Genomic DNA, 18,177 nt, shown 5'->3' on the forward strand with positions numbered 1-18,177 from the left:
GCTTTTTGAGGTGATAGTATGAACTATAAAATTTATCTTCTTGAAGATGAAGAAAATTTAAATACTATACTAAAAAGTTATCTTGAAAAAGAAGGTTGGGAAGTTAAAAGTTTTTTAAAAGGATTTGATGCTGAAAAATATATAGAAGATAAACCAGATTTGTGGATACTCGATATAATGTTACCGGATACTGATGGATTTGAGTTTATAAAAAAAATAAAAAATTTTGATAATACTACTCCTGTTATTTTTATATCAGCGAGAGACACTCAGATAGATAGAGTTGTTGGCCTTGATATGGGATCTGATGATTATCTTTCAAAACCTTTTATGCCGAGAGAACTTATTATAAGAGCAAAAAATCTTTTAAATAGAGTTTATGGACATAGCTTAGTAGATAAAATTATAGATCTTGGAAATATAAAAATAGATCCATTAAAAAGAATTATAATAGATTCCGGAGTAGAAATAGAATTAACTTCTAAAGAATTTGATATGGTTTATTATTTATCTAAAAATGCTGGAAATGCTTTTTCACGTGAAAAATTATTAGATGAGATATGGGGAAAAGATTATTTTGGCTCAGATAGAGTAGTTGATGATTTAATAAGACGGCTCAGAAAAAAAGTTATTAATTTGAATATAGAATCAATATATGGATATGGATATAGAGTATCTAAATCATGATAAAAAATAGACTAGGTTTAAAAATTTGGATAAGTTTTACATTAATAATAATATTAATATATATTCTTATGGCTTTTATGAATATAAATTCTATAAGGAATTTTTTTACTGAAGAAGTTTATAAAGCTCTTGAGGATGCTCAAAATTATGTTATAAACAATGATATAAATATGCATGATATGATGATGGGAAATCAAATCAGAGGCTTTCAAAACATAAGAAATGTTCAACATGTTATAATAGATAATTATGGTAATATAAAATCTTATAAAATGATGGGTAATAGAAATTTGGAATATAATAAATTTTTTTATAAAATTTGGGATAAGATTCAAAAAGATAATTATTCGAACTTTGGGTATTTGAACAATGAAAACAATAAAATTTATTATAAAATTTCAAGAATAAAAGAAGGTTATCTCATATCTTTTACTCCTGATACATATAAAAAAGAACTTGAATTTTCCCTTTTTAGAAGACTTTTAATAGGGGCTTTGATATCTTCTATTATAGTTTTTTTTATTTCTTATATTTTATCAAGATATTTAACTGTACCTATTTTAAAACTTGAAAAGACAGTTTCAAAAATCTCTAAAAGACAGTGGGAAGAAGAAGTAAAAGTTAAAAGAAATGATGAAATAGGAGATTTAGCAAATTCTATAGAACTTTTGAGAAAAAGATTGATAGAAAATGATGATTCTCAACAAAAGTCTTTACAGTATATTTCGCATGAATTAAAAACACCTTTAATGGTAATAAGAAGTTATACACAGTCTATAAGAGATGGTATATTTCCAAAAGGAAATCTTCAAAACACTCTTAATGTTATAGATGAAGAAATGGATATTATGGAAAAAAGAGTTAGAGATCTTATCTATTATTCTAAACTTGATTTTATAAGTAAAAACCAAAAAGAAAAAAGTATTTATAATATTTCAAAAATAGCTTTTGAAGTTTCTAAAAGATTTGAAAATATGAATGAAAATATAAAATGGATTTTTGAAGCTAAAGATATAAATTTTTTAACTAATGAAGAGCAAATAATAGTTTTATTTGAAAATATATATGAAAATCAAATAAGATATACAAAAACTTTCATTAAAACACTTATAGATGAAGATAAAGATAATATATTTATTATTGTAGAAAATGATGGAGAAAAAATAAAAGAAGAAAATGAGACTTTTCTTTTTGATGCTTTTTATAAGGGAAATAAAGGTAAGTTTGGACTCGGTCTGTCCCTTGTATATAGAATAGTTAAACTTTATGGTGGAACGATAAGTATATATAATTCATATAATGGTGTGAAATACGATATAAAAATAAAAAAATGAGCAGTTCATATGAACTGCTCATTTTATATTGCACATTCTACAAAACCTATTCCTATTGATCCAGGACCAGAGTGGGCTCCTATAACAGCTCCAAGAGTGCCAGAGTATATTTTTATATCATCAAAAGATTCTTTCAAAAGTTCTATTATGTAATTTTCATCATTTTTACATAAAGCTTCTCTTGTACATATTATAAGGTTCTTAGGCTCTTTAATTCTTGATAGAGCAATTTTTGTCATCGTATTTAAACTGTTTTTTCTACCTCTAACTGCCTTTACCGCTTTTACTTCTCCTTCGACAAATTCTGCTATTGGTTTTATATTTATTATTTTTCCTAAAAATGCAGTAGCGCCGCCTATTCGTCCACCTTCTTTCATATATTTAAGGGTTTTAACAGAAAATAAGGTGTTCATGGTGTTGAGTGTTTCTTTTGCTTTTTTTACTACTGTTTCATACTTGAAATTATTTTTTATCATTTTTGCTATTGATATTTCCAGTGCAGCCTGACCACAAGTACAGCTTTTAGAATTTATTACTTCTATATTTGAATCTTTATATTTTTCTAAAAATTGTTTTTTTGCTATATTGGCATTTTGAAAACTTCCAGAAAGTTGTGGAGATATTGTTGTTACTATGATATCTTTATTGCCATTTTTATAAGATTTTTCATATCTTTCATACCAATCATTTGTATTTGGAGCAGCTGTTTTTGGTATTTTCTTAGGATTTTTTTCCATTCTTTTAAAGAATTCTTCATCAGATATATCAATGTTATGTCTATAAAAATTAACATCATCAAAAGTTATATAAAACGGTATTTTCAATATCCCAAACTCTTTCACTAGATTATCAGGAAGATTACTTGCAGAATCACATATTTGACCTATACTATTTTTCATAAAAACCTCCCCCTTTAAAATATCTTTTTACTCTATTATAACATTTTATTTCTGAATAAAAATGTTCAATTTATATACTAAAGTTTATTTTTGAATTAAAAAGTTAATTTTATAATAATGATAATTAAAATAAACATTAATTTAATTTAGGCTTACTTAGTCTTAATTATTATGATATAATATTTTTGTGATATAAATTTTATTTTTAGTGGGATACTTGGAGGGAATTTTATGCAAATTGGTCAAAAACTTTTATTATTATTTATTACAATCATGGTATTTATGGGAATAATATTTACTGGATTATTGCTGTATTCTTTACAATATTCTTCAAATACAGTAAAAGATGATCTCATTGAGGGAATATTGGAAATGAGTGAGAATGTTATAGAAAGTAAATATCCAGGGGATTGGGTTATTAAAAATGATGTTATTTATAAAGGTGATGTAAAGATAAATAAAAATCAGGAATTTATAAACAGTTTAAAGAGCGATAAATTTTATTATTCTTTTTTTGCAGAAAATAAAAGAATTTTAACCAGTATAGAGAATGTAGAAAATCAATTTCTCGAAGATGATATATATCAAGAGGTTTTGAAAAATGGAAATTATGATGTAAATATTAAAATTAATGAAATTAGTTATAGAGGAACTTATAAATTACTTAGAGATAAAAATAATAGAGCTATAGGAATATTTTTTGTTGGAGCAAGAAATGATGATTCTGATAAAATAATGAAATTTGATAGAAACATGGCATTGATAATAATTTTGATTTTAGTAATAATAAGTAGTGTTATATTTTATTTTTATGCTAGAAACAATATAACTTTACCTCTTCTATATTTATCAGAACAAATTGTTTTATTTGGTGATGGGGACCTTTCAATAAAATTCAAACAGAAAACTAAAGATGAAATTGGTAAAATGGCTGGTGCTTTAAAGGCGATGACAGATAATTTAAGAAATTCTATAGAAGAAATAAAAGAAAATTCTAATGAAATTAATAATGCTTCAACCTCTTTACTTGGTATTTCACAAGAATCAAATGCATCTATAATACAAATAAGTACTACATTGAGTAATATAAATGAAAGCAGTATGCAAACATCGAACTCTGTTAATCAAATAAATTCTGGAGTTGAGGAAATAGCACATAATTCTGAAAGTATTTCAAAGTCTGCTCAAAGACTTTTAGAAATTTCTCAAGAAACATCTGATAATGCTTTAGAGGGAAAGAATAGTATAAGTCTAACTATGAATACAATTGAAAAAACTGTTGAACAATCTTTAATAAACGAAAAGACTTCTAATCAATTGGGAGAATATGTTAATGATGTTAATTCTATTCTCATAAGTATAAATTCAATAACAGAACAAACAAATCTTTTAGCTTTAAATGCTGCAATCGAAGCTGCGCGTGCAGGAGAAGCAGGAAAAGGATTTGCTGTAGTTGCAGATGAAATAAGAAAACTTGCTGAAGAGAGTAAAAAAGCTACTGAAGAGATAGCGGTTATTTTAGATAAAGTTCAAATAGGTACCAAAGAAGTAAAGAATTCCTCTACTAAAACAAAAGATCTCATTTCGGATATAGATAAAAATGCCAGAGTTATAGAAGATAAGTTCAACAATATAGATGAAAGAGTTAAATCTATAACTGATATGGTAGAAAATTTAACCGTTTCAAGTGAAGAACAATCAGCTTCTACGGAAGAAATAAGTTCAACCATGAATGAGATATCTGTTTCTGTTGAAAATATATGTTCTGAGATAGAAAATACAACAAATGCGATTGTTTCTCAAGCCAACAATGTAAGTAATCTAACAGATAATTCTGAAAAATTAAAACTTATGGCTGAATCTTTGATGAACTTTGTTAATCAATATAAGATATAATAAAATATAATAGCTTATCTTTAGATAAGCTATTATATTTTGAAATCTGATCTTTTGAAAACATTGTATGAAATAAAAGTTATTATAAAAGATAGAAAAATTATTATTATACTATTTGAAAAAAATATTTTATTATTTTCAACGGTTTCTATTAAAGGAATATATTTGAATATACTCATATAACTTATAAAATTTATAGATTCAAAGCTCTCTCCAAGAGTATTTCCGAAATACATAAATATTAATATTATCGTTGATACAGCTGTATTTACTGAAGATTTTTGAGATATTATACCTATGAGTGTTGATAAAGAATAAAAAAACAATTGAACTGTAAGTGAATAAAGTCCAAAACCAAGAAGTATTTTTACAGAATATTCTGTTTTTATAAAAATATTGAATAATAATAATGTATTTACTGTAAAAATTAAATTTAGGATTATTATATAGAAAATCCCAGAAAGGAATTTTTGTATAAAAATAAATTTTCTTGAAACGGGTTTTGTAATTAAAAATTCTATTGTTTTAGAATCGAATTCTTTTACATATAAATTCGAAGATAAAAAGGTTGCAAAAAAAGCTCCGAGAAAATAAGTAAAAGTCATTCCTTCAGAACCAAAAATACCTTCAGCTTTAGAAAACATTTCTTTATTAAAATTAAATGTTTGTAGTAAAAATTTTGGGAATTTATCCACAAAATCCATTAAAGGTCCCATATTTTCTAGTAATTTATTTGTTATTGGTATATACATAAAACCAAAAAGAATAAATATCATTGTCCAAATAAAGAAATTCTTGAAATTATATTTTAGTTCTTTTTTTATCAAAAACATTTTTTCACCTCTTATTTATAATATTCTATGAAAATATCTTCAAGTTTTGGTCTGTCAATTTTTATATCATCAAAACTACATTTTGAAAGTATTCCAAAAAAAATTTTCAGATTTTTATTTTTTATTTTAAATAAATAATCATTATCTTTAATTCTTTTATGATTATATTTATTTAAATCATTTATAAAAGTCAAATTAGATAAATAAATTTCTTTTATGGAATAATCTTTTAGCTCATCTATTTCAAATTCTTTTATAAGATTCCCTTCTTTTACTATACCAACACGATCACAAATTTTTTCAACCTCTGATAATATATGAGATGAAAAAAGAATAGTAGATCCTTTTTGTCTTTGTAATTCTATTATTTCATAAAGTTTTTGTTGCAAAATTGGATCTAAACCATTTGTGGGCTCATCTAATATTAAAAAATCTGGATTATGAACAACACTTTGAAGAATTCCAATCTTTTTTTTATTTCCCAAAGATAATTCTTTAAATTTCTTTTTTGTGTCTATATTTAATGTTTCTAATAAATATTTTTCATATTTTTCATCATAATTAATATAAAAGTTTTTATTGAATTGTAAAAAATCATATATTTTCATTTCACCATAAAAATTGACTTCACCAGGTAAATACCCCAATTTTTGTTTTATTTCTTTATTATCACTTGGCAATTCATATTTATCAAAAAAAATATTTCCTTCATCTTGTTTTAATAAGCCTATTAATATTCTCAAAGTAGTTGTTTTCCCAGCTCCATTAGGGCCTATAAGACCATAAACTTCACCTTTTTTTATTTGAAAATCAATATTTTCTATACCTCTATTTTTCCCATAATATTTTTTTAGATTTTTTACTTCTATCATTTTATACCTCCTTGAATTGTATATTTTCATTATACATTAAATTTAATATAAAAATCTGAAATGAGAATTATTTTAATGTTTTTTTGATAATTTGTAAAAATAAACTTATTTTATGGTATAATTTTGTTGAATTAATTTTTATTTATAAAAACCTTTGTATAAAAGCTCTTTAAAGAGCATAATATAAGGAGGGTTTTATATGGAAGACAAGATGATAGTTGGAGGTTGGAGTGAGTTTAAAACTGATATTTCTGATGAAGAAATGAGTGTTTTCAGTCAATCTATGGAACATTTTGTTGGAGTTAAATATACACCAATAGCAGTTGCAACTCAAGTCGTAAGTGGTATGAACTATTGTTATTTTTGTAATGCAAAGGCTGCATATCCAAATTCTCCTAATGAAGCAGCTATGGTCGAAATATATAAACCTATTAAAGGAGATGCACATATAACTCAAATTAGAAAGTGCATATTGTAGATAATAATTTAATTATATAATAATTTTTTAAGATCCAAGACTATACTCGATTATATTGAAGTATGGTCTTGGATTTTTAATTTGATTAAATCATAATATTGTTGTAAAATTATAGTGTATTATTAAAAGGAGATGATACCATGGAAAAAATTTCTGAGGACTTAAAAAAGAAAATTCTTGTATACCAAAAATATGAATTAACTGAATATTTAATATATAACAAAATTGCAAATAAAATCAAAGACGAAAAAAATAAATATGTTCTTAAATCTATAGCTGAAGATGAAAAAAAACATTATGAATTTTGGAAAAAATATACCGAAAAAGATGTAAAACCAAATTATTTTATGGTTTATTTTTATTATTTTATTTCAAGGCTTTTTGGACTTATTTTTGGTATAAAGCTTATGGAAAAAGGTGAAGAACAAGCTCAACTTACGTATGAAGATATTGTCGATAAAATTCCAGAAGCTATATCAATAATAAAAGATGAAGATAAACATGAAAATGAATTAATAAATTTGATTCATGAAGATAAATTGAATTATGTTGGTTCAATAGTCCTTGGATTGAATGATGCCTTAGTAGAACTAACTGGAACTCTTGCGGGTTTAACTTTTGCGTTGAGAAACACCAATATAATAGCGATATCAGGTCTTATAACTGGTATAGCGGCATCTTTTTCTATGGCTGCTTCAGAATTTTTATCTAAAAGATCAGATGGAGATGAAGATGCTTTAAAATCATCTTTTTATACTGGAATAGCTTATATTTTAACAGTTTTTTTCTTGATTTTACCTTATTTATTGTTAAAAAATTATTTTTTAGCTCTTTCTATAACCCTATTTATAGCGGTTCTAATAATTTTAATATTTAATTTTTATATATCTGTTGCAAAAGATATGTCTTTTAAAAAACGTTTTTTAGAAATGTTTTTTATAAGTATGGGAGTTTCAGCTTTTTCTTTTTTTGTGGGGTATTTAGTTAGAATAATTTTTGGGATTGATATTTAAAATTTAAATACATTTATTTTTTTATTTAATTTATTTGATATATTTTTTAATTCAGAAGCTTTTAAATTTAAGTCCAATGAATTTTTGTTATTTGTATCAGATATTTTTTCTATATCTGATATTGAATTATTTATAATCTCAAGTTCTTTATTCAATGAAACTATAATATCATCTATAGTTTTAGTTTGATTGTATTGTTCATTTGCCATTTGATTTAAATCAATGATATCTTCATTTAAATTTTTAGTTTTTAAAAATATAGAATTAAATATTTCTAAAGAATCTTCTAATATTTTTTTTGAATTATTCAATGAAATATTAGTTTTTTGAGTGCCTTTTTTCGAAATTTCACTAAATTTACGAGTTTTCATCAATATATTTGATATTTGTTGAGTTGCTTGTTTACTTTGGTCGGCAAGCTTCCTTATTTCTCCAGCAACAACGGCAAATCCCTTCCCGGATTCTCCAGCACGAGCTGCTTCAATAGAAGCGTTTAATGATAATAAATTAGTTTGTTCTGTTATATTTTCAATGGTATATAATATTTCTTCTATTTTTAGAGAATTTTCAATCAATTTGTTTATGTTTTGAGTTGATTTTTGTACTTCATCATGTATTCCATTTATATTTTGACTTATATTTTGTAGATTGTTTTGACCTTTATTTGATAATTCCAAAAAATATAAATGTTCTTGTTTAAGATTTGAAGATGATTTAGACAATTTCTTAGAGTTTTGTGATAGAAAATTTTTATTTTTGTTTAATATATCTACATCTTTTGAAAATGAAAGTACTCTTTCATTAACATTTTTAGATCCTCTTTTTAAATTTTCTGAATTTATTTTTAAGTTTTCTGACATATTATAAAGATTTTGAGATATATTATTTATATCTTTTGAATTAGAATTTATATCTAAAAAGGAATTTTTTAATTCTTTAGTAGTTGATTCGAGTGAATTAAATATTTTTGAAATTTCATCTTTAGTATTTATTTTAAATTCAGTATTCAAATTTCCATTTTTTAATTCTTTGATATTATTTTGTAGTTTTATTATGGGCGTTGAAATTAACTTTCCCATTATTATAGATATAATTAAAAAGACTATTATAGATATAAAAAAAATCATAATTAAAGAATTGTTTAATCTGTCCAAATCTTTGTAAAGAATATTTTTATTTATTGTAAGACCTAAAATCCAAGGGGAATTTTTAATCTTTTTTATCATTATTATATCTTCATTTGAATCTATTTTCTGTATTTTTGAATTATCATTCAGTATTATATTTTTATATGAAATATCTTTTATATTATCAAGCCATGCTGACCCTTTTCCTGATAGATTAATTTTTGAAACTATATTTTCAATTCTTTCAAATTTTATTGTAACACCATAAATACCGATTTTTTCTTGATTTATATCTTTTAAAATAAATATCATATCAAATAATTTTTTTTTAGAATCATTTAAATATATATTGCTTATATGAAAGTCTTGATTTTCTTCTATTATTTTTAAATGAGGAGAATTTGAATAAGAGGTTTCTCCTTCTTTTAAAGACCATCCATCCCCTTTTTTATCAAATATAAATATATTTTCATATATATCTTCTTTTTGCATTAATCTGTTTTCAAATTCTCTTTCTATCATATCCCAAGTACCCATTATAGTGGCGTCTTCGATGAGCCAATTATTTGTTAAATAACTTTCAATTTCATCTTTTAATCCATATATTAATGTATTTATTTGATTTGTAGATGCATTCATTATTTCAAAACTAAAATCAGAAGTTAAATTTTTTATTGTATTTGATGAATTTGAAGATATTATCAAGTATAAAATTATGAAGATTATTATTAAGGTAGAAGAAAACATTAAAATTATTTTATGGCTTATCTTTTTCATTGACCACACCCCTATAATATTAATTTATGGATCTATTTTAATATTATTGAAGTAGGGTTTGAATTATATTAAGAAATTTTAAGTAATATTAATTTTTTTATTTTAAAAATATTTTATAAAGAAAATGAGAAGATATAAATCTTCTCATTTGCATATAGTATCTATAATATTTCTTGCAATAGAACCTTTTTTGGGTATATCAGGTAAATTATTTTTATCAAACCATTTTGCATCAGTTATTTCAACTCCATCTGGTATTATTTCACCAGAATCATATTCAGCAGTAAAACCAACCATCAAAGAATTAGGAAAAGGCCATGTTTGAGAGTTGAAATATTTAATATTTTTGATTGTTATCCCAATTTCTTCCATTACTTCTCTTTTTACAGTATCTTCAAGAGATTCTCCCCATTCTACGAAACCAGCTATAATAGAATACATGTTTTCTTTAAATTTATCATTGTGAGCTAATAGTATTTTATCATCTTTGGTTATTCCAACTATGATTGCGGGAGATATTTCTGGATATATTATAAAACCGCATTTATTGCATCTCAAAAATCCTTCAGAAATATTTTCTGTAATTCTTTCACCACATTTACCACAGAATTTATGTTTAGTTTTCCAGTTTATTATTTCAAGAGCTCTTGATAAAATTATAAAATCTTCTTGTTCTATAAAAGGTAATAAATTTCTGAGATTTATTTTTTCAAAAAAAATTTTTTCTTGTTCATTTATATTAATTGCGAATATTTTTTTTGAATTTAATTTTCCTATATAACTTCTATCTATTAATTCTATATTTTTATTTTGAAGTTCTAAAGGCGTCATATAAAAACAGTTGTTTGTATTTATAAAAATCTCATTATTACTAATACAAACTATTAAAAAATCATTATCTTCTGGAATATCAGGATCCCAATTTATATTTATCATAAAATCCCCCTAAAATTTAATTTTTAACTACATTAAAAATTATACCAAAATTTAATTTTTTTTAGTAATTGAATAATATTTTATAAAAATATATAATTAATATAGAAATAAATAAAGAAAGGAGTAATATGATGAGAAATATTGTTAAAAGAGTCGCTGCAGTACATGATTTATCGGGTTTTGGAAGATCTTCACTCTCGGCAATAACTCCTATTATTTCAACTATGGGAGCCCAAGTCTGTGCAATACCTACAGCAGTTTTATCTACACATACCGGAGGTTTTGAAAATTATAGTTTTGTAGATCTTACAGATTCTATGACTGAATATATTAATCATTGGAAAAGTCTTAATATAGATTTTGACTGTATATATACAGGTTTTTTAGGTTCTCCTAAACAGATCGATATTATTACTGATTTTATAGATTACTTTAAAAAAAATGATAATTTTGTGGTTATAGATCCTGTTATGGCAGATAATGGTGAACTTTATGCCACTATGACTGAAGAAATGGTTATGAAAATGAAAAATTTTATAAAAAAAGCCGATATTATAACTCCAAATTTTACCGAGGCTTGTTTTTTATTGGGAGAGAATTATGAAAAGATTACAGATGAAAAAATATTAAAAGACTGGATGATAAGATTATCTGAAATGGGGCCTCAAATAATAATACTTACAAGTGTACCTGAAAAAAATGAAAAAGACACTTCTACTTTAGCTTATAATAAAAAAGATAATAAATTTTGGAAAGTAAGCTGTCAATACATACCAGCTTTTTACCCAGGTACTGGAGATGTTTTTACATCTGTTATAGTGGGAAGTCTTTTAAATGGAGACTCTTTGCCAATAGCGATAGACAGAGGAGTAAAGTTTATAACTACGGCTATAAGAGCGAGTTATGGTTATGATTATCCAAAAAGAGAAGGTGTTTTATTAGAAAAAGTTTTGGATAGTCTGAAAGTACCAGTTACAATAAGTACATATGAATTAATGTAAATGGAGGGATTAAATTGAATTTATTAGAAAATATGGAGAAGTATGCAGATTTAATTTTAAAAGTTGGAATTAATCTTGAAAAAGGACAGAAATTAGTTATTAAAACCGATACTGATTCTATAGAACTTGCAAGAGTAATTCAAGAAAAAGCATATGATATTGGTGCAAGAGATGTTTATATGGATATCTCTGATTCAAAATCTACTTTAATAAAATTTTTAAAAGCTCCAGATGAAGCTTTTAAAGAATATCCATCTTGGAAGGCAGAAGGAATGGAAAAGCTTGCGGAAGATGGAGCTGCATTTTTATCAATTATCTCTGAAGATCCAGATTTATTCAAAAATGTAAATCCTGATAGACTTTCTAAATGGAATATAACAGCTTCCAAGGCTTTAAAAAAGTATAGAAATATATTGATGAGCGGATCGATAAATTGGTGTGTTGTAGCCTCAGCATCTCAAAGATGGGCTGACAAAGTTTTTCCTAATATAGAAAAAAATAAAAGACTTGAAAAATTATGGGAATATATATTTAAAACAGTAAGAGTAGATAATTTAGACCCTATTTCAGCTTGGAAAATCCATATGCAAAATTTGAATGATAAACTTTCTTATTTAAATAAAAAACAATTTGATAAATTAATATACAATTCTAAAACAGCAAATCTTGAAATAGGATTACCTAAAGATCATATTTGGATTGGAGGGGGCCTAAAAAATACTAAAAGTTTAGTTGAATTTGTTCCAAATCTTCCAACTGAAGAAATATTTACAATGCCTGATAGAAATAGAATAGATGGTATTATAAAATCAACTATGCCACTTTCATATTCTGGAAATATAATAGAAAATTTTGAATTAAAATTTAAAGATGGAAAGGTTATTGATTTTAAAGCTGAAAAAGGTGAAAAAATATTAAGAAGTATTTTAGAAACAGATGAAAATGCTAAATATATTGGAGAAGTAGCTTTAGTACCAGATAATTCACCAATTTCTAATTTGAATTTATTATTTTATAATACTTTATTTGATGAAAATGCATCATGTCATTTGGCTTTTGGAGAGGCTTATAGGTATACTTTGAAAAATGGGTCAAATATGACTGAAGAAGAATTTAGGAATAAAGGTGGAAATACCAGTTTAACTCATGTGGATTTTATGGTAGGTTCTTCGGATCTTGAAATTATTGGTGTTGATAAAGAAGGAAATGAAGAAAAAATATTTTCTGACGGAAATTGGGCTTTTTAGTATTAAAATCAACTCACTAACCAAAAATATCTAACATAAAATATTTACAAGTAATTTAATAATTTATTTAAATTTAATCAGATTTACATTACGATTTAGTATTATGGTGGTATAATGGTTATGTGAGGTGATATGTTTGGATAAACAGTCATTAAAAGAAAAAAATTTAATAGAACAGATTAAAAATCTTGATATTGAAAGTATAGAAAAAGACAATCAAGAAGCAGTTATAAGGTATAAAAAGAAAAAAACACCTAATATTGATAAAGTCATGAAAAAATTGTTTTCTAAAGCATCTAAAAACAGTAACATTCTTTATTATGAAGATATAGATAGAGTTATACCTGTTGAAGCAAATAATGAAATAGACAGTTCTTTTATTGAAAATATTTATAATGAACTTGAAAAAAATGATATAAAAGTTGTGGAAAGAGTAGAAGAAGAATATGATGATGATGAATTTAAGAATGTTTATGCTGAAATAGGTTCAGAAATGTATGATAATATTAGTGTTTCAGACCCTATAAAAATATACCTTAAAGAAATAAGCAGAGTTAAATTGTTAAGTCCTCAGAGAGAAAGAAATCTTGCAAGAAGAGCTCAAAAGAATGATAAACGTGCAAGAGAAGAGTTGATAAAAGCGAATTTGAGACTTGTAATAAGTATAGCGAAAAGATACTCTGGTAGAGGATTGAGTTTTTTAGATTTAATCCAAGAGGGAAATATGGGATTAATAAAGGCGGTAGAAAAGTTTGACTGGACTAAGGGATACAAATTTTCTACTTATGCTTATTGGTGGATAAGACAAGCAGTTACAAGAGCTATTGCTGATTATGGAAGAACTATAAGAATTCCTGTTCATTTAGTTGAAACAATAAATTCTATGAACAAAGTTATAAATGATTTTGTTCAAAATAATGGAAGAAGTCCCGAAGTCGAAGAAATTGCTAAGATCATGAAAAAAACACCCGATAAAATTAAAGAAATATTGAATAATTCTAAAAGTATATTTTCTTTGAATTCTCCTATTTCAAATGATTCGGAAGGAGAAGGAGATTCTGAAATGATAGATTTTATAAAAGACAATGCTCCAACTCCAGAACAAATAGGTGAAAAAATGATTATTAGAGATACCATTGAAGAACTTATAAATCAACTCAAACCGAGAGAAGCTATGGTATTAAAAATGAGATATGGATTTCTTGATGGTAAACAAAAAACATTAGAAGAAGTTGGTGCGTTTTTTAATGTAACGAGAGAAAGGATAAGACAAATAGAAAATAAATCACTTAGAAAACTCAGACATCCAAAGAGAAGTAAAGTAATAAAAAGTCTATTAGAAGATTTCAAATATTAAAAGGAAGAGGTTATCCTCTTCCTTTTTTGATATAATTAATGATAGACAAGGGGGAAGATTAACATGATGAAAATAGGAGAGTTTTCTAAAAAATATGATTTAACGCCAGATACTGTAAGATATTATATATCTGAAGGACTTTTGATACCAAAAAAAATTCATAATCAATATTATTTTGATGAAAAATCTGAAATACAGATTAAAGAAATATTAGAACTCAAGAAATTAAAGTTTACAATATCTGAAATGAAAAAATTAATATCTTTTAATAGAATAAATGAGATATTAAGTGATGATCAAATTTATTTAGATGATTTTCTTGTTCAGAAAGAAAAAGAATTGAATGAAGAAAAAGAGAAGATAGAAAATGCCTTAAAAGTTATAAAAGAAAAGAAAAAACAGATGAGTTCTTTAAAAAAGAAGAAATTTAAATATGGAGTTCCAGTGAATGTTATTAATAATTTTTATTGTCCAACTTGTAAAAAAACATTAAAAATAAATACGTCTCAAATAATAGATAGTAGTATTTTTGATGGTTTTTTAGAATGTGAATGTGGTTATAAAGTTGAAATATCCGAAGGGATAATAAAAGCTCCGGGTTTTGATAATTTTGGTGTTGATAGAATTAAAAAATATGATGAAAATACTAAATTGAAAAAATATAATTCAGAAATAACTCCATATTTTTCAGCATTTTTTAAAAAATTATATGAATATAATATAAACTATGTAAAAGATGATTATAATGAAATACTCGAATTTGAATATGGAGATATAAACTTTCTTAAGTATTTTGATGATAATAAAAAAAAGAAAGTGAATTATTATTTATATAATAAAAGTTATCCAGCTATAAGTTTTGTAAAAAAGAAAATAGAGAAAAGTGAACTTGTTTTAAATCCAATATTTATGTGTGGTGATTTTGATGCATTACCATTTAGAGATAATTTTTTTGATATTATATTCGATATCACAGGGTCTATAAATTATTTATCTTTTTTACAAGAACCAAATTTTTCTGAATATAATAGGGTTTTAAAAGATGAACATTATTGTATTATTCACAGTCTTTTTTATGATGAATGGGCTCAAACTCTTAAAAGTAAAAAAATAAATCCAAATTATTATAAATTAGAGTATTTTAAAGATTTTTTCTTTAAGTCTAAATTTAATTTATTCAAACAATATGATATTGGAAGTATGAAAAAAGCATCAAGCTATGTAACTGTTCATGTTGATGGTGATGAAGTATATTTTAAAAATTTTGTATTTAAAAAATAATATTATAAAAATTTTATAGTATTGCCAGATATATCATCTGATTTTGCGAATAAAATATAACTTTTATCATTTGGATCTTTAATTATGCAGTATAAAAAATTTTTTTTGAAAGTAATTTTTTTGAAATTTATATCTTTATAATATTTTTTCAAAGTAAATAAAAAATTTTCTTTATTATCTGTAATATTTATTTTGAAATAATTTTTTGTTTTTTCTTCTATCCAATTTAAAGCTGTTTTTTCTATAGTTAATAAAGTTTTATTTTTTAAAATATTTTGAAAATTTTCGGCTTTTAGAAGTGAAGGCATTTCATTTAAAAAGTGAAATTTAATGCTATTTTCGTCGATATAAAATATTGTTATTTCATATATATCCATATCGGAAAAGTTTATCAAATAAAATTCTTCATTAGAATTACTATAATTCATAACTTTTTTAAAAAATACTGTTGGTTTTGAAATTGGTAAAGATATTCTATTCAATTTTCTTATTAAAAATAACAATGAAAAAATTAATAAAATTATTGTACATGTTAAAACAAAAACTAAAATAAATTCCATTTTAATCCCCCCTGTTTATAAGATATTTTATCATTTTTAAAGAAAAAATTGACTATTTAACAATAAGAAATAAAAATTAAATACGATATAAATTGACTAATTAAGATATAAGTAGTAAAATAATAATAGAACTTTTAAAATACGCTTAAAAAGCGTATTTAATAAATTCATGGAGGATTTCACATGCTTGAATTAAAGAATATATCTTTTTGTACATCCGAAAAAAATATATTAAATGATTTGAATTATACTTTTGAAAGAGGAAAAACTTATTCGGTTCTCGGCAATAACGGTGTTGGTAAATCGACGCTTGCAAAGATAATAATGGGTCTCAATGGATATTATAAAAATCATAAAGGTGAAATAATTCTTAATAATGAAGATATAACTGATTTAAAAATAGATGAAAGAGCAAGAAAAGGTATAACAATGGCTTGGCAAGAGCCAGCAAGATTCAAGGGAATGTCCGTTATAGATTATTTGAAACTTGGAAATAAAAATCAACTTACAATGAATGATATGATAAAATATTTAAATCTTGTAGGTCTAAATGAAAAATATTTAAATAGAAATGTTGATAAAACTCTTTCTGGAGGAGAGAGAAAAAGGATTGAACTTGCTTCAATAGTTATTTTAAAACCAGAAATTGTTATATTAGATGAGCCTGATTCAGGTATAGATATGATGTCAAATTCTATGATAGATTCAATACTTAAAGAACTTAAAAATAATAATAGTACTGTAATAACTATCACACATAGGGAAGAAATATCATTATTATCAGATAAAGCTATTTTGTTATGCAATGGAATGATAAGAAATGAAGGTACTCCAGAATATATTGGGAATATATATAAAAAATTATGTGATTTTTGTACTAATATCAATGAACCTGCTGAAAAAATAGAGGTGAAAAAAGTTGCAAATTGAAAAGAATTATTCTAAAGAGTTTGAATATATACAAAAAGCTTATGATAAAGCAGGTGGAGATGTAAGTGGACTTCTTACAAAAGATATAGTTTCCATAATTGTTAGTGGACATAAAATTCTTGGAAGAAACACTGTAGAAGGAGTCCATATTGAAGCTGATTGTGATGAAAATCATGTTAAATTGTATTTCAAAGTAGATGATGGGGTTGTTGTGAAAAAACCAGTTCATCTTTGTGTAGGTTATTTAAAAGATTTTGGAGAACAAAATCTTGATTATGAATTTGATATAGGTAACAATGTTATAATAAATTTTATATCGCATTGTTCTTTTCCAGCAGCTAAAGATATTTTGCATAAAATGAAATCTAAGATGATTATAGGAAATAATTCTAAAGTTACTTATGAAGATGTTCATTTTCATAATGAAGAAGGGTTGGTAAATTTAGATACTGATTATGAGACCATTGTTGGAAATAATTCTAAATATGATAATAGATTTACACTTACAAAAACAAGAGTTGGAAATATGAAAATAAAGATGGATGTAGATTTAAAAGACGATGCAAAAGCTTATATTGAAACCAAAGTTAGAGAAAAGAAAGATGATTATGTTGAAATAAATGAGATATTGAGATTAAATGGTAAAAATTCTTCTGGAATAGCTAAAACTTTTGTTATAGCTACAGATGAAAGTAAAGCTAAAGTTATTACAGAAGCTTATGGTAATGGAGATTATTCTAAAGGTCATATAGAATGTGATGAAATAGTGGATGGCCCGAAAGTAGATCTTTCTACAATTCCGCTTTTAAGAGTAAAAAATGAGCTTGCTGAATTAACTCATGAAGCATCTGTTGGAAGGATAAATTCTGATCAACTTGAAACTTTGATGTCAAAAGGACTTACAGAAGAAGAGGCCTCTGAAATGATAATAAAATCAATATTAAAATAA

Annotated in this window: 17 protein-coding genes; 11 read left to right on the forward strand and 6 right to left on the reverse strand. The window is 24.5% G+C overall.

The genetic code is table 11. The features are described from left to right. The first annotated feature begins 18 nt into the window (after positions 1-18). Together PWP28_RS00775 and PWP28_RS00780 are read left to right on the forward strand one after the other, a co-directional pair. A complete protein-coding gene (locus PWP28_RS00775) occupies positions 19-687 on the forward strand; it encodes a response regulator transcription factor (protein ID WP_109604231.1) in 669 nt (222 codons plus the stop codon). Then, positions 684-2,021 carry a HAMP domain-containing sensor histidine kinase gene (locus PWP28_RS00780; protein WP_305081810.1) on the forward strand — a complete coding sequence of 446 codons (1,338 nt, stop codon included), beginning with the start codon at positions 684-686 and terminating at the stop codon, positions 2,019-2,021. Before PWP28_RS00775 ends, PWP28_RS00780 begins: the two co-directional genes overlap by 4 nt. A gap of 23 nt (positions 2,022-2,044) precedes the next feature. Here the strand turns inward: PWP28_RS00780 and PWP28_RS00785 are convergent, their stop codons facing one another. Beyond that, positions 2,045-2,920, reverse strand: coding sequence for a DegV family protein (locus tag PWP28_RS00785; RefSeq protein ID WP_308644055.1), 876 nt, complete (start codon positions 2,918-2,920; stop codon positions 2,045-2,047). A 231-nt stretch (positions 2,921-3,151) separates the two neighbouring features. Here PWP28_RS00785 and PWP28_RS00790 point away from each other — a divergent pair, with 231 nt between their 5' ends. Further along, a complete protein-coding gene (locus PWP28_RS00790; RefSeq protein ID WP_308644056.1) occupies positions 3,152-4,816 on the forward strand; it encodes a methyl-accepting chemotaxis protein in 1,665 nt (554 codons plus the stop codon). 32 nt (positions 4,817-4,848) lie between these two features. Here PWP28_RS00790 and PWP28_RS00795 read toward each other — a convergent pair whose 3' ends face one another. Next, positions 4,849-5,649, reverse strand: a complete 801-nt coding sequence (locus PWP28_RS00795; RefSeq protein ID WP_308644057.1) for an ABC transporter permease subunit — start codon at positions 5,647-5,649, stop codon at positions 4,849-4,851. 11 nt (positions 5,650-5,660) lie between these two features. Next, on the reverse strand, positions 5,661-6,521 hold the full coding sequence (locus PWP28_RS00800) for an ABC transporter ATP-binding protein (RefSeq protein WP_109604236.1): 861 nt from the start codon (positions 6,519-6,521) through the stop codon (positions 5,661-5,663). Positions 6,522-6,720: 199 nt separating this feature from the next. Here PWP28_RS00800 and PWP28_RS00805 point away from each other — a divergent pair, with 199 nt between their 5' ends. After that, a complete protein-coding gene (locus PWP28_RS00805; RefSeq protein WP_264149684.1) occupies positions 6,721-6,999 on the forward strand; it encodes a hypothetical protein in 279 nt (92 codons plus the stop codon). Positions 7,000-7,139: 140 nt separating this feature from the next. Then, a complete protein-coding gene (locus PWP28_RS00810; protein ID WP_109604238.1) occupies positions 7,140-8,012 on the forward strand; it encodes a VIT1/CCC1 transporter family protein in 873 nt (290 codons plus the stop codon). On the opposite strand, the gene PWP28_RS00815 is transcribed toward PWP28_RS00810, so the two are convergent. Further along, positions 8,009-9,916, reverse strand: coding sequence for a methyl-accepting chemotaxis protein (locus PWP28_RS00815; RefSeq protein WP_308644058.1), 1,908 nt, complete (start codon positions 9,914-9,916; stop codon positions 8,009-8,011). The two genes, PWP28_RS00810 and PWP28_RS00815, sit on opposite strands and share 4 nt — an antisense overlap. Before the next feature lie 144 nt (positions 9,917-10,060). Beyond that, the gene (gene nudC, locus PWP28_RS00820) at positions 10,061-10,852 is read right to left on the reverse strand and encodes an NAD(+) diphosphatase (protein ID WP_308644059.1); all 792 of its coding nucleotides are present in this window, start codon (positions 10,850-10,852) and stop codon (positions 10,061-10,063) included. 131 nt (positions 10,853-10,983) lie between these two features. Here nudC and PWP28_RS00825 point away from each other — a divergent pair, with 131 nt between their 5' ends. From PWP28_RS00825 to PWP28_RS00840, 4 genes are all read left to right on the forward strand, one after another. Then, a complete protein-coding gene (locus PWP28_RS00825; RefSeq protein WP_109604241.1) occupies positions 10,984-11,853 on the forward strand; it encodes a pyridoxamine kinase in 870 nt (289 codons plus the stop codon). 14 nt (positions 11,854-11,867) lie between these two features. After that, entirely contained in the window at positions 11,868-13,100 is a 1,233-nt protein-coding gene (locus tag PWP28_RS00830; RefSeq protein ID WP_206050517.1) for an aminopeptidase, read from the forward strand. A gap of 136 nt (positions 13,101-13,236) precedes the next feature. Next, positions 13,237-14,457 (forward strand): RNA polymerase sigma factor RpoD/SigA, encoded by a 1,221-nt coding sequence (locus PWP28_RS00835; protein ID WP_240597490.1) that lies wholly within the window; start codon positions 13,237-13,239, stop codon positions 14,455-14,457. 63 nt (positions 14,458-14,520) lie between these two features. Beyond that, on the forward strand, positions 14,521-15,738 hold the full coding sequence (locus tag PWP28_RS00840; protein ID WP_109604242.1) for a MerR family transcriptional regulator: 1,218 nt from the start codon (positions 14,521-14,523) through the stop codon (positions 15,736-15,738). Between the two features lie 2 nt (positions 15,739-15,740). Here PWP28_RS00840 and PWP28_RS00845 read toward each other — a convergent pair whose 3' ends face one another. Beyond that, positions 15,741-16,298, reverse strand: a complete 558-nt coding sequence (locus tag PWP28_RS00845; protein ID WP_109604243.1) for a hypothetical protein — start codon at positions 16,296-16,298, stop codon at positions 15,741-15,743. A 183-nt stretch (positions 16,299-16,481) separates the two neighbouring features. On the opposite strand from PWP28_RS00845, the gene PWP28_RS00850 reads away from it, so the two are divergent. Together PWP28_RS00850 and PWP28_RS00855 are read left to right on the forward strand one after the other, a co-directional pair. Beyond that, positions 16,482-17,228 (forward strand): ATP-binding cassette domain-containing protein, encoded by a 747-nt coding sequence (locus tag PWP28_RS00850; protein ID WP_109604244.1) that lies wholly within the window; start codon positions 16,482-16,484, stop codon positions 17,226-17,228. Next, positions 17,218-18,177, forward strand: coding sequence for a SufD family Fe-S cluster assembly protein (locus PWP28_RS00855; RefSeq protein WP_109604245.1), 960 nt, complete (start codon positions 17,218-17,220; stop codon positions 18,175-18,177). Before PWP28_RS00850 ends, PWP28_RS00855 begins: the two co-directional genes overlap by 11 nt.

Source organism: Oceanotoga sp., assembly GCF_030445905.1.
Taxonomy (GTDB): domain Bacteria; phylum Thermotogota; class Thermotogae; order Petrotogales; family Petrotogaceae; genus Oceanotoga; species Oceanotoga teriensis.